Raw genomic sequence first — 13497 nt, 5'->3', positions numbered from 1 at the left:
TCACTAAATATCCAGGTTCTTAACGTAGTGCGCATTTTCTTCAATAAACGCACGGCGCGGCTCTACTCGATCGCCCATCAGCATTTCAAAGACTTGATCGGCTTCGATCGCGTCATCAACGCTTACCTGCAGCATCAAGCGATTATCTGGATCCATTGTTGTTTCCCATAATTGATGGTCATCCATTTCTCCTAACCCTTTGTAACGCTGAACATTAGGTTTCGGTGTTGCTGGCAGTTCAGACATTTTTTGTGACAATTCTTCTTCTGCATTTTTACTTGGTTGGATATAAGTAATATTCTTCCCTTGTTTAATCCCGTACAACGGTGGTTGCGCGATATAAACATACCCTGCCTCCACGATTGGGCGCATGTAGCGGTAGAATAACGTCAACAGCAACGTCCGAATATGAGCCCCATCGACATCGGCATCAGTCATGATAACCAATTTATGGTAACGTGCTTTCGATACATCAAAGTCTGCTCCAAAACCAGTTCCCATTGCTGTAAACAATGATCGGATTTCTTCGTTGGCCAAAATTTTGTCCATGGAAGCTTTCTCGACATTCAAGATCTTCCCGCGAATCGGTAAGATTGCTTGAAATTCTCGATTCCGACCTTGTTTCGCTGAACCACCAGCGGAATCTCCTTCGACGATGAACAATTCACATTTCTTCGGATCGTTACTTGAACAATCGGCCAATTTACCTGGCAAGTTGCTGATTTCTAACGCACCTTTACGACGTGTCACTTCACGAGCACGTTTTGCTGCCAAACGTGCCTTAGCAGCAAGGATTCCTTTTTCAACAATTCGACGGCCAACAGAAGGATTTTCCATCAAAAATTTCAAAAAGTTCTCAGAGAATAAACGATCTGTAACCGTACGAACTTCAGAATTCCCAAGTTTTGTTTTTGTTTGTCCCTCGAACTGTGGTTCCGGATGCTTAATCGAAATAACCGCTGTTAATCCTTCTCGTACATCTTCACCAGAAAGATTTTCATCATTGTCTTTCATGATTTTCTGCTTGCGTGCGTAATCATTGATTACACGCGTCAACGCTGTTTTAAACCCAAATTCATGCGTTCCGCCTTCATACGTATGAATATTATTAGCAAAACTCAAGATATTGGTATGGTACCCATCTGTATACTGCATGGCTACTTCAACCGTGATATCTTGTTGCTCCCCTTCAACATACACAGGCTCCTCAAAAATGACTGCCTTACTATGGTTCAAATGTTCAACGTAACTTTTGATCCCGCCTTCGTAATGGTACTCACGCAAAACCGGTTTTTCTTCACGTTTATCTTCTATCGAGATCTTCAATCCTCGATTTAAGAAAGCCAATTCTCGAACCCGAGTAGCTAATTTATCAAAGTTAAAGACTGTTGATTCTGTAAAAATCTCAGTATCCGGCATAAAATGAACCGTTGTTCCATGCTTCTCTGTTTCACCGATCACTTTTAAGTCATCTACAACAGCACCGCGACGATATTCTTGGAAATAAATTTTTCCATTTTTAAAGACGCGTACATCCAAGGACGAAGACAACGCATTTACGACTGAAGCCCCCACACCGTGAAGCCCTCCAGACACTTTGTATCCGCCACCGCCGAATTTCCCACCGGCGTGCAAGATCGTATAGACGGTCTCCAAGGCAGGACGACCTGTTTTCGCTTGGATATCGACGGGGATTCCCCGGCCATCATCGCTGACGGTGATACTATTGTCTTCTTCGATCACTACATGAATGTGAGACGCAAATCCCGCTAGAGCTTCGTCAATGGAGTTATCCACGATTTCCCAAACAAGGTGGTGCAATCCTTCTGTACTGGTTGAACCAATATACATCCCAGGACGTTTTCGAACTGCTTCTAACCCTTCTAGTACCTGTATCTGACTAGCATCGTACTCTTGGGCACGTTCTAATAAACTCTTTTCCTCTTCTGTCATCTATGTCTCTTTCCTTTCTATCTGCCCTTGATGGACATAAAAAATATCCGGATGGACCGTCATTTTCCCTTTCACATGATTCAATGTTGTTGTTGTTAAAAATGTTTGGACCTTGTTTTCGATCGTCTCCAATAAATGGATTTGACGACTATCATCAAGTTCACTCATGACATCATCTAAAAGTAAAATCGGATATTCACCTGTTTCTTCTTTCATCAAATCAATTTCTGCTAATTTGACACTTAGCGCAGTCGTCCTTTGTTGACCTTGTGAGCCATAGGTTTGGACGTTCTTTTGATTAACTTTAAAGATTAAATCATCTCGATGAGGACCTAAAAATGTATTTCCTTTGAAAATTTCCCGCTTGCGGTTTTTCTGTAATTCTCTTAGAAAAACTTTGCGGATTTCTTCAACACTTTCATTTTCAAGCGGAAGACTCGCCTCATATTCGATTGCTAATGCTTCTTTTTGGTTCGTGATCTTCCCATGCAAGTCATTAGACCAACGTTCCAGCTTTTTAACAAACTTCAAACGATTGGCTAAAACTTTACTGCCAAAATCTACCAATTGCTCTGTTAAAATATCAAGATATATCTCATCCATCTGCTTTTTCTCAGATAATTGTTTTAGATAAAGATTTCGCTGCTTTAACGTCTGTTGGTATTGAGCCAAATCATAAAGATAGACTGGATTGATTTGGCCTAACTCCATATCAATAAAACGTCGTCTGGTCTGCGGACTTCCTTTTACTAAAGACAGATCCTCAGGTGCAAACAAGATAACATTCAACTGGCCAATATAGCTGCTCAGCTTCTTTTGTTCAATATGATTAACTTTGGATTTGCGCCCTTTTTTAGTCAACAGCAATTCCAATTCCAGCTCGCTTGTCCCACGTTCTATACGCCCTTTAATTTGAGCGAAATCATCCTTCCAGCCGATCAATTCTTGCTCACTGCTCGTACGATGACTACGGGTCAATGCTAAAACGTAAATACTTTCCAAAAGATTGGTTTTTCCCTGAGCGTTTTCTCCTAAAAAAACATTTAATCGGTTAGGAAATTTCAGGACCAGCTCTTGATAATTACGATAGTTTTTCAACTCTAGCTTATTCAGCTGCATCGTGTTCTTCCTTATTTTTGACCATAAAAAAAGTTCCTACCTCAGGAATCTCAATCATCATTCCAGGATAGAGCTTTCGGCCGCGGCGATTTTCTAACTCGCCATCTACAAATACTGTTTCTTCTGCTAGAAACCACTTGGCTTGTCCACCGCTAGAGATTACATCGATCTCTTTCAATAACTGACCAAGCGTCATGAACTCTGTTTCTAAAAAAATTTTTTGTTTCACATTCATCCCTCATTTTCATGCTAGAAACACCTCTTTATTATACCCTTTTTTAAGAGATAAAACAAATTAACTCGTTGTATTTTTCGATTTAAGAAGTTCTAAGCCGTTTTTATTAATTCACTCAAAAAAAAGTAAAAGGCCTTAAAATCGATTTTAAGACCTTTTACTGGAATTGCGTATTTTACAAAATATTTTCATATTTTTCAAAAAATTTGTGAAACTCACTAGATTTCCTTTAATTTGTGCGCACTGGAGTAATTAATTGAATAAAGGATACGTCCCCTTCACTTGGTTCAAGAGTAAATGGACGGATTGCTGAAATAAATTGGATCTTGATACTCATATCCCCAAAAGCACGCAGAGCATCTTTCATATAGTCAGGGTTAAAAGAAATTTCTAACGGGTCTCCACTAACTTTTTCGTAAACCAATTCTTCTTCAACTTTACCAATTTCTGGCGAGTTTCCGTAAAGAATGACTGAGTTATCGGCGATTGCTAAGCGAACGATATTGTTGCGTCCTTCATGAGAAAGCAACGATGCCCGTTCAATCGCTGCTAAAAATGTTGGAACAGAGAACGTGATTTCCGTATTAAAGCTTGTGGGAATCAAACGATTGGTATCCGGATAATTTCCTTCAAGCAAGCGAGAGTAAAAATACATCGTAGGTGTTTTAAATAGGACTTGATTTTCCATGATGCTGATTTCGACTTCTGCTTCTTCATCAGATAGTGAACGAGAGAGTTCCACTAAGCTTTTCCCAGGAATAACAATATCAAAATCTTTATTGGCATTTTCTATAGGAACAATTCGTTGGCTTAATCTATGGGAATCCGTCGCTACAGCTAACAATTGTTCATTAGACATTGTGAAATGAACCCCGGTTAAAATTGGACGACTTTCGTGTTGAGAAACAGAGAAAACTGTTTCTCCGATTAATTTTGTCAACATGTGGACAGGCAATTTCAATTGATTTTGCTCTTCTACTACTGGCAAATGTGGATAATTATCTGCATCTAAACCATTGACTGTAAAGTGAGCCGCACCAGATGAAATCAATACTTGATAATTTTCTTGTACTTCTAGAGTAAACGTTGTTTCTGGCAAACGTCGGATGATTTCGCTAAAGAATCGCGCTTGTAATACAATCGTCCCCGGTTCAGAAATCTGTAATTCTGCTTTTTCATCATCCGCAGCTAGAAAGGTTTCTATGGAAATATCTGCATTACTACCTGTTAAGTTCAGTCCTTCGTTATTTAGTTCAATTTTCACTCCCGTTAAGATTGGAATTGTTGTTTTAGTAGAAATAGCTCGTTGCACTGTTTGTAATTCTTGAATAAAGCGAGCACGGTTAATCGTAAATTTCATAATGAAACTCCTTTTTAAATTATTTATTTATTTTTAGTGAAGCCGTACGTACGTAAAAGGATACTGTGTGATCACAGGCCTTTTCTTTTTATTTATTTAAGTAAATTAAATAATAAAAGTAGTAGGTCCTGTTAATCTTGTGGAAAAATCAGGTTAAAGATTGCTGCATTAAGTTTTCCACTTGTGGACAACTTGTGGATAAACAAACTCTTTTTTTTATTATTTTCCACAAGCTAACCAAGAAGCAAATTTTTGATTTCAGCGATTTCTTGTTGAATCGTGCGATCATTTTTCACCAATTGGCTAATTTTTTCATGGGCATGGATAACGGTTGTGTGATCTTTGCCTCCAAATTCAGCCCCGATTTTTGGTAGTGAACTTTCGGTCATTTCGCGAGCTAGATACATAGCAATTTGTCGCGGAACAACAATTGCTTTCACTCGTTTTTTCCCTTTTAAGTCCTTTACTTGAATATGATAAAATTTTGCCACCTCTTCTTGGATTTTACTGATGGAAAGCTGTGCATTGCTTGTTCCTTTTAGACTTTTTAACGCGTCGGCAGCGATGCTAGTTGTAATATCTGCACTGTTCATTGTGGCAAAAGCCTGCACACGGACCAAGGCCCCTTCTAGCTCACGAATGTTTGAATCAATTTGTCCAGCGATATAGCTCAAGGTATCATCAGGAATTTCAAGATTCTCAGCTTGGGCTTTTTTACGCAAGATAGCCGTCCGTGTTTCTAGATCTGGTGGCGTGATATCTACGGATAGGCCCCATGCAAAGCGTGAAACCAAGCGTTCTTGGAGTTTCGGTATTTCATTTGGTAAACGGTCGCTAGTCAGTACAATTTGTTTATTGTCATTATATAAGTTCTCAAATGTATGGAAGAATTCTTCTTGTGTCGCTTCTTTATCTGCGAAAAATTGAATATCATCAACTAATAATAAGTCGACTTTGCGATACTCTTGACGAAATTCTTCTGAAGTCTTGTTTTTGATCGAGTTGATAAAGTCATTTGCAAACGTTTCACTAGAAACATATTTAACTTTTGCATGAGGATTAATGGCTAACATTTGATGACCGATCGCGTGCATCAAATGTGTTTTCCCTAAACCGACACCACCATAGAAGAAGAGCGGATTATAAATTGATCCAGGTTCTTCTGCAACAACTAACGCAGCAGCGTGTGCCATTTGATTTCCTTTTCCGATTACGAAGGTATCGAATGTGTATTTCGGATTAAGCATAGCTCGCTTTGTCGTATCTACTTTGGGAGCTTCCTCTTTTTCGACAATGCTAATCGGTGGAGCTTCATCAGGTGTTACAAAGAGAGGCATAATTTCATCTCCTGTTACTTTGAACCCGATTTCGACGATTTTTGCTGCTAAATGCTTTTCCCAATAGCGCTTATGCAAATCGCTTGTGACTTCGATCGTTAATTGATTATTTGTTAAAGCTAACGGTTTAGCTGTACCAACCCAAGCGTCATAACTGGCAGGATTAAGGTCATTTTTATAACTGTCCTTCAATTCCTGCCAGAAATTATCCAATGAGGTCAAATAAGTCGCCTCCTATATTAATAAAATTCAGATAGCCTTACTTTATCATTTTTTAAAAAAGTTTTCCACAACCTAAAACGAATTAACAGGAATTTCCTTTTTTCCACAAAATGTATAAAAATTCAAAAAGCTTTCCACGAGCATGGAAAAAGATATGCACAGTTGATTGGATGTCTGTTAAAATTTCTCTTTTTCCACGAACCGATACACAGGAAACAGAAAACAAACGTATTGATAGGCAAAGAGTAAAAGGACTTATGCACAAAACTTATCCACCATGTGCATAAGTTTTTAAGAGACTAAACTTTTGGGGAAAAACGTCTTGAAAATTCTATTCATCTTTTTTTAACAAAAAATGTTTTGCACAACTTATAAGGAATTATCCCCAGTTTTTGTGGATAATTTTTTTTGTTCTTAAACACTCCTTCTTAATTAAATGCTTTATTTAAAGACTCTTTTTTATTTCATTATTGACAAAGTAGGGGATCAGTCGTTATAATATTCGGGTATGTCTATGTAATGTTAGCTATGGAGGTGTATTTAAATGAAAAGAACTTATCAACCAAATAAACGTAAACGTCAAAAAGTTCACGGTTTCCGTAAACGTATGAGCACTAAAAACGGCCGTCGCGTATTAGCAAGCCGTCGTCGTAAAGGAAGAAAAGTACTTGCTGCTTAAGCCACTGCCGGTCAGTGGTTTTTTTTGTATCCAAAATACGCTTCATAATGAATTTTTCTAGTAAATAAGGATGATTCCTTAATTTGAAGTATGGTATTATTGTCAGGTATAGATTTAAAGGAAACGAAGGAAGCTAGATGAGAAAAAAATATCGGGTCAAAAAAGAACGAGAATTTCAAACAGTATTTCAAGAAGGTGCTTCTTTTGCGAATCGAAAATTCGTAGTTTATCGTCTAGAACCTTCTGGTCAAAAACATTTTCGAGTAGGTTTATCTGTTGGTAAAAAAATTGGAAATGCCGTTGCGCGAAATCAAGTAAAACGTCAAATTAGATCTGTTTTGCAAGAGTTGAAATCAGATTTACCACCAATAGACTTTATCGTCATTGCACGGCCAGCTACGAAAGATCTGCCTCATGATGAAATGCGTTCAAATCTTATACATGTTTTGAAATTAGCGAAAATACTAAGTTAGGAAGGAAACAGATTTAGGTGAAGAAATATAAAAAAATATTATTGATGGCAGGAATGGTGAGTCTTGTTTTCCTATTGTCTGCTTGTGGAACGGGTGAAGTTAGCGCCCAAAGCACAGGGATGTGGGATCGATACGTTGTTTATTACTTTGGACAAGCAATTAAAGGCTTATCGTTTGGAAATGTCGGGATCGGGATTATTTTATTTACAATCATTATCCGAATCATTTTGATGCCATTGATGCATTTCCAAACAAAAAGTATGCGTAAAACGCAAGAACTACAACCAAAAATCAAAGAATTGCAACAAAGATACAGCACTCGTGATCAAGAAACACAACAAAAGTTACAAGAAGAAACGAAAAAGCTTTATGCGGAAAATAATGTGAGCCCTTACGCAGGCTGTTTACCATTACTTGTTCAAATGCCTGTTATGATGGCCTTGTATCAAGCGATTTTGCGAATTCCAGAATTGCGTTCAGGTCATTTCATGTGGTTGAACTTGAGCCAGTCGGATCCTTACTTTATTCTGCCGATCCTTGCAGCTGTCTTTACTTTTGCGAGTACTTACTTATCAAGTATGAGTCAGATCGAATCAAATGCTTCAATGAAAATCATGAACTTTGCAATGCCTGTAATGATTTTTGTTATGGCGCTGAATTTGGCAAGTGGTTTATCACTGTACTGGGTGATATCGAATGCTTTCCAAGTAGTTCAAACGCTATTAATCAATAATCCTTTCAAGATCCGTCGCGAAAGAGAAGAAGTAGCAAGACAGATTCGAGAAAAAGAACGGGCACTGGAAAAAGCAAAACGTCCGAAGAAAAAACGTAAAAAATAGAAAATGCTGAATTAGCTTAAATAAAAGTAGTTTATTGCTTATAAATAAGGAGGTTTAGAAAATGCCTATTTATGAAGGTCCAACGATCGATGAAGCAATTTCAAAAGGATTGCACGCTTTGGGGATGCCAAAAGAAGAAGTCGATATTGAAATTTTAGCAGATGCAAAAAAAGGATTTCTAGGAATGGGAAAGAAAGACGCAAAGGTCTCGATTGAACCAACCAAGAATGATATTTCTGAAGAGCCTGTTGAATCAGTAGAAGTACCTGTAAAAAAGGTTGTGGAAGAAGAAAATACACCTTTATCTGATAGTGAAGAACTATCAGAAACTACGAATCAATTAGTGGATTTAGATGCAGAGGAAGCGATAAAAGAATTAGCCCTTTATTTGACTGACATTACGAAGGGGATGGGCGTGCCAGCGTTAGTTAAGATCCAACATGAATCTAATGGATTGATCGTCATGAATTTAGAAACGAACAAACAAGGAATGCTGATTGGAAAACATGGTAAAATATTAAATGCTCTTCAATATTTATCGCAAGTCTTTCTCCATCGTGTTGCCAAAGATAAATTATCAGTGGTGGTAAATATTGGTAACTATCGTCAAAAACGCGAAGAAGTTTTAACTCGTTTGGCTCAGCGCACTGCTGAGAAAGTGAAGGAGACAGGTCGACCAGTCTTTTTAGAACCGATGCCTGCTTTTGAAAGAAAAATGATCCATTCGGCTTTAAGCAAGGATGAGTATATTAAGACTCATTCAGAAGGCGAAGATCCTTATCGTTATCTGGTTGTTGAACCGGCGAAAAAGTATTTTTAAATAGAGAAGCTGCCCAAGTTGCTTGGAGCAGCTTTTTTATTTATTAAAAATTGAAGAAGTAGAGTTATTTCAGCGTGGACGCTTGAATTGTCAAAAAAAATATGCTAATCTTACACCAGAATTTTGTAGATAAGCAGTCAAAGTGCTCAATCTACTCCTTTATTAAGGGGTGGAGTAGGCACTTTTTTTATGCTTTTAAGCAATAGGAGGAAAAATAGTGGCAGAGATTACCTTGGAATTTGATACGATTGCAGCAATTTCAACGCCCCCAGGTGAAGGCGCAATCAGCATTGTGAGATTAAGTGGCGATCAAGCAGTAACTATTGCGGATAAGGTGTATCGTAGTGGGAAAAAAAGTTTATCAGATGTGCCATCACATACCATCCATTATGGACACATTATTGACCCTGTGGAGCAACAGGTCGTGGATGAGGTAATGATCAGTGTTATGCGCGCACCGAAAACATTTACACGTGAAGACATTGTTGAAATTAACTGTCATGGAGGTATCGTGGTAGTCAATCAATTACTACAATTGATTTTACGTTCAGGGGCACGCTTAGCAGAGCCTGGTGAGTTTACTAAAAGAGCATTTTTGAATGGACGGGTGGATCTATCGCAAGCAGAGGCTGTAATGGATTTGATTCGAGCAAAAACGGATCGAGCAATGAGCGTTGCGATCAATCAACTTGACGGTAATTTATCGCATTTAATTCGTCAATTACGACAAGAAATCTTAGGGACGTTAGCACAGGTTGAAGTAAATATTGATTATCCTGAATATGATGATGTAGAAGAATTAACGACACAACTACTATTAGAAAAAGCACAACAAGTTGGACAGCAAATCGACGCTTTACTATTAAATGCGAAGCAAGGAAAAATCCTGAGAGAAGGACTTAGCACGGCTATTATAGGTCGACCTAACGTTGGTAAATCCAGTTTGTTGAACTATTTGCTACACGAGGAAAAAGCGATTGTAACAGAAATAGCTGGGACAACACGAGATGTGATTGAAGAATATGTCAATGTTCGTGGAGTGCCGTTAAAATTGATCGATACAGCGGGTATTCGGGAGACAGACGATGTGGTGGAAAAAATCGGAGTTGAACGTAGTCGCAAAGCGTTGAGTGAAGCAGATTTAATTTTGCTAGTCTTGAATCAAAGTGAGGCGCTCACTACAGAGGACAAAGAATTACTTAAAGCAACGCAAGGTTTAAAACGAATAATTCTACTAAATAAGACAGACCTTCCAAGTCGACTATCTCAAGAAGAACTTAATATGTGTCTTGGGACGGATGAAGTTTTTGCCATCTCAGTTTTAGAAAAAGCTGGCTTAGATCAATTGGAAGAAGCGATCGCTAAACTTTTCTTTGGTGGTCAGACCGGAGAAAAAGATGCTACTTATGTATCAAATACGCGTCACATCGCCTTGCTCGAAAAAGCGGGACAATCCTTAAAGGAAGTAAGCAATGGAATCCTAGCAGGTATGCCGGTGGACTTAGTTCAGATCGATATGACTCGCTGTTGGGACTATTTAGGTGAGATTGTTGGAGACAGTGTACAAGATGAATTAATCACTCAATTATTTAGTCAATTTTGTTTAGGAAAATAGAGAAAAGGAGCAATTACGTGGAATATCAAGCAGGAAATTATGATGTCATTGTTGTCGGAGCTGGGCATGCTGGTTCGGAAGCAGCGTTAGCAGCTGCACGAATGGGACAAAAGACGTTATTGATTACAATCAATTTGGACATGGTGGCCTTCATGCCATGTAATCCATCTATAGGTGGGCCAGCCAAAGGTGTTGTTGTACGAGAAATTGACGCACTTGGTGGAGAAATGGGCCGCAATATTGATAAAACATACATTCAAATGCGGATGTTGAATACCGGTAAAGGTCCGGCTGTGCGTGCGCTACGCGCGCAAGCAGATAAACACGCCTATGCGGAAGAAATGAAACATACTATTGAAAAAGAAGAAAAATTAACCTTGAAACAAGGTGTAGTCGATCGATTAGTAGTGGAGGATGGTATTTGTAAAGGCGTCGTAACTTCTACAGGTGCGGTTTATTCAGCAAAAGCAGTCATTATCACAGCAGGTACAGCTTTACGCGGAGAGATTATTATCGGCGAATTGAAGTATTCTTCTGGTCCGAACAATTCACAGCCCTCAATTAAATTAGCTGACCATCTACAAGAATTAGGGTTAGAGATTCATCGTTTCAAAACAGGAACGCCCCCTCGGGTAAAATCAGGCTCTATTGATTACAGTAAAACAGAGATCCAACCAGGAGACGAAAAACCAAATCATTTTGGTTTTCAAACGCCTGATAGCCAATACTTACAGAATCAAATTCCTTGTTGGCTGACATATACAAACCTAAAAAGTCATGAAATCATTCAGAATAATCTGCATCGTGCACCAATGTTTACAGGAATTGTCGACGGTGTCGGTGCGCGCTATTGTCCATCGATTGAAGATAAAATCGTACGGTTTGCTGATAAAGAGCGTCATCAATTGTTCTTAGAACCTGAGGGTCGCAACACGGAAGAAGTGTACGTACAAGGTTTATCTACTTCTCTACCCGAAGATGTGCAAAATGACGTTTTGCATTCAATTGAAGGATTAGAAAAAGCAGAGATGATGCGTACGGGTTATGCGATCGAGTATGACATGGTTGCCCCTCACCAATTGCGTCCAACGCTAGAAACAAAAGTAGTCGAGAACCTTTACACTGCGGGTCAAACAAACGGGACTAGCGGCTACGAAGAAGCGGCAGGGCAAGGGTTGATGGCAGGGATCAATGCAGCATTGAAGATTCAAGGAAAAGACCCCTTCATCATGAAACGCAGTGATGGATATATCGGTGTGATGATTGATGACTTAGTTACAAAAGGAACCAATGAGCCTTATCGCTTGCTAACCTCGCGCGCAGAGTATCGTTTAATTTTACGCCATGACAACGCAGATTTACGTTTGACTGAAATTGGACATACTATTGGTTTGGTGGAAGAAGAAGACTACCAAGCTTTCTTGATCAAAAAGGCTCATATCGAAGCGGAGATGGCTCGTTTACGATCGGTTCGGGTAAAACCTACCAAAGAAGTGCAAAGCTTCTTACAAGGCAAAAATAGCGCAGAATTGAAAGACGGTGTTCTAGCGAGTGATTTCCTAAAACGCCCAGAAATTTCCTATCAAGAATTAATGCAGTTTATTGCGTTTAATGAGAACCTTACAGAAAAAGAAATTGAGCAAGTAGAAATTCAAATCAAGTATGAAGGTTACATCAAAAAAGCGATGGAGAAAGTAGAAAAATTGAAGCGAATGGAAGCAAAACGTATTCCAGAGCGTATTGACTACGAGTCAATTAATGGTTTGGCTACAGAAGCAAAACAAAAATTACAAAAGATTCAACCGCAAACAATTGCACAAGCTAGCCGTATTAGTGGTGTAAATCCAGCAGACATAAGTATTTTAATGGTTTATGTGGAGCAAGGAAAAATTGCTAAGGTGAGCAGCGAAGAGGTCTAGAAGATAAAGAAGAAAAGTAATTTGCTGCAAGCATTGAAAACGATCGAGCTTTTTTAAAAAAGGCTCGATCGTTTTTTTAGTCTATTTTTCAATGACCATATGTTAACTTTTTAAATTACAACACAAAAAAACAGGTGAACAATTTCACCTGTTTTTGAAAGAACTTATTGTTTTAATGTCTCTAACATTTTACGTAGTTCAACAACAGGAACTTGTCCTGGCGCGGAAGCAGTTGTAGCCGAACCGAAAGTAGCTGCAGAACCAAAGACTTGTCCTGATACTCGGCTAATCATACCCAGCGCCCCCATAGACATGGTTATTAATGGAACTTGCGCATAGGTTTCATACATTTCTCGAGTCGCATCCAGCAAAGTTAAAACATCTTCGGAAGCTGTTGGCATTACCGCAATCTTACAAATATCTGCGCCTTTATCTTGCATTGAACGCAAACGATGGATAATTTCCTCTTTTTTTGGTGTTTTTTGAAAATCATGATTGCACATAATAATTTTTATTTCGTTCTTATGTGCGAGATCAATAAGTTCGTTTACTTGTTTCTCTGGCATAAACAATTCGACATCCAGAAGATTCAAGTTTCCATTAGAAATAATTGTCTTATAGAGTTCAAAATAATCACTCTCTGAAAGGTCGTATACGCCGCCTTCATTTTTCGTTCGAAAAGTAATTAGAAGTGGTTTTTCTAAAATGGCTTTTAAGTTATGAGAAAGAGAAGCAACGGCCTGAAAATTCGAAACCTGTTCAAAAAAATCGATTCGCCATTCTACCAGATCACAATCTAATGTATGAATCAATTCGGCTTCTTTTTCTAACTCTTCTACGGTATTGCCTACCATCGGGACAATGATTTTTGGAAGACCGTCACCGATCGTAATGTGATCAACGGTTACTTTTTTCATTTCTTTCCT

12 protein-coding genes are annotated in these 13497 nt (G+C 38.6%); 6 read left to right on the top strand and 6 right to left on the bottom strand.

The annotated features are described in order from the left end of the window. Positions 1 to 3: 3 nt before the first annotated feature. The 5 genes from gyrB to dnaA form a co-directional block, all read right to left on the bottom strand. Positions 4 to 1953, bottom strand: coding sequence for a DNA topoisomerase (ATP-hydrolyzing) subunit B (gyrB, locus tag I592_RS00145; RefSeq protein WP_010782260.1), 1950 nt, complete (start codon positions 1951 to 1953; stop codon positions 4 to 6). Further along, on the bottom strand, positions 1954 to 3072 hold the full coding sequence (recF, locus tag I592_RS00140) for a DNA replication/repair protein RecF (protein ID WP_010782261.1): 1119 nt from the start codon (positions 3070 to 3072) through the stop codon (positions 1954 to 1956). It lies immediately after the preceding gene. Beyond that, the gene (gene yaaA, locus I592_RS00135; protein WP_010782262.1) at positions 3059 to 3301 is read right to left on the bottom strand and encodes a S4 domain-containing protein YaaA; all 243 of its coding nucleotides are present in this window, start codon (positions 3299 to 3301) and stop codon (positions 3059 to 3061) included. Before yaaA ends, recF begins: the two co-directional genes overlap by 14 nt. A 235-nt stretch (positions 3302 to 3536) precedes the next feature. Continuing rightward, positions 3537 to 4667, bottom strand: a complete 1131-nt coding sequence (gene dnaN / locus I592_RS00130) for a DNA polymerase III subunit beta (RefSeq protein ID WP_010782263.1) — start codon at positions 4665 to 4667, stop codon at positions 3537 to 3539. Positions 4668 to 4900: 233 nt separating this feature from the next. Next, positions 4901 to 6226 (bottom strand): chromosomal replication initiator protein DnaA, encoded by a 1326-nt coding sequence (gene dnaA / locus I592_RS00125; RefSeq protein ID WP_010782264.1) that lies wholly within the window; start codon positions 6224 to 6226, stop codon positions 4901 to 4903. 544 nt (positions 6227 to 6770) lie between these two features. Here dnaA and rpmH point away from each other — a divergent pair. The 6 genes from rpmH to mnmG all read left to right on the top strand — a co-directional run bounded on the left by rpmH (position 6771) and on the right by mnmG (position 12571). Further along, on the top strand, positions 6771 to 6905 hold the full coding sequence (gene rpmH / locus I592_RS00120; protein ID WP_006703104.1) for a 50S ribosomal protein L34: 135 nt from the start codon (positions 6771 to 6773) through the stop codon (positions 6903 to 6905). Positions 6906 to 7042: 137 nt separating this feature from the next. Next, positions 7043 to 7378: a ribonuclease P protein component gene (gene rnpA, locus I592_RS00115; RefSeq protein ID WP_010782265.1), complete on the top strand. Its 336-nt coding sequence runs from the start codon at positions 7043 to 7045 to the stop codon at positions 7376 to 7378. 17 nt (positions 7379 to 7395) lie between these two features. Further along, positions 7396 to 8217 carry a YidC/Oxa1 family membrane protein insertase gene (locus tag I592_RS00110; RefSeq protein WP_010782266.1) on the top strand — a complete coding sequence of 274 codons (822 nt, stop codon included), beginning with the start codon at positions 7396 to 7398 and terminating at the stop codon, positions 8215 to 8217. 61 nt (positions 8218 to 8278) lie between these two features. Continuing rightward, the gene (gene jag, locus I592_RS00105) at positions 8279 to 9037 is read left to right on the top strand and encodes an RNA-binding cell elongation regulator Jag/EloR (protein WP_010782267.1); all 759 of its coding nucleotides are present in this window, start codon (positions 8279 to 8281) and stop codon (positions 9035 to 9037) included. Positions 9038 to 9254: 217 nt separating this feature from the next. Continuing rightward, positions 9255 to 10652 carry a tRNA uridine-5-carboxymethylaminomethyl(34) synthesis GTPase MnmE gene (gene mnmE, locus I592_RS00100; RefSeq protein WP_010782268.1) on the top strand — a complete coding sequence of 466 codons (1398 nt, stop codon included), beginning with the start codon at positions 9255 to 9257 and terminating at the stop codon, positions 10650 to 10652. 17 nt (positions 10653 to 10669) lie between these two features. Continuing rightward, positions 10670 to 12571: a tRNA uridine-5-carboxymethylaminomethyl(34) synthesis enzyme MnmG gene (gene mnmG / locus I592_RS00095; protein WP_010782269.1), complete on the top strand. Its 1902-nt coding sequence runs from the start codon at positions 10670 to 10672 to the stop codon at positions 12569 to 12571. A gap of 164 nt (positions 12572 to 12735) precedes the next feature. Here the strand turns inward: mnmG and aroD are convergent, their stop codons facing one another. Then, positions 12736 to 13488 (bottom strand): type I 3-dehydroquinate dehydratase, encoded by a 753-nt coding sequence (gene aroD, locus I592_RS00090; RefSeq protein WP_010782270.1) that lies wholly within the window; start codon positions 13486 to 13488, stop codon positions 12736 to 12738. Positions 13489 to 13497 lie beyond the last annotated feature (9 nt).

It is taken from the genome of Enterococcus gilvus ATCC BAA-350, assembly GCF_000407545.1.
Classification (GTDB): Bacteria; Bacillota; Bacilli; order Lactobacillales; family Enterococcaceae; genus Enterococcus_A; species Enterococcus_A gilvus.
Note: the sequence above shows the minus strand (reverse complement) of the source record. Positions and strands in the feature narration are given on the sequence as shown.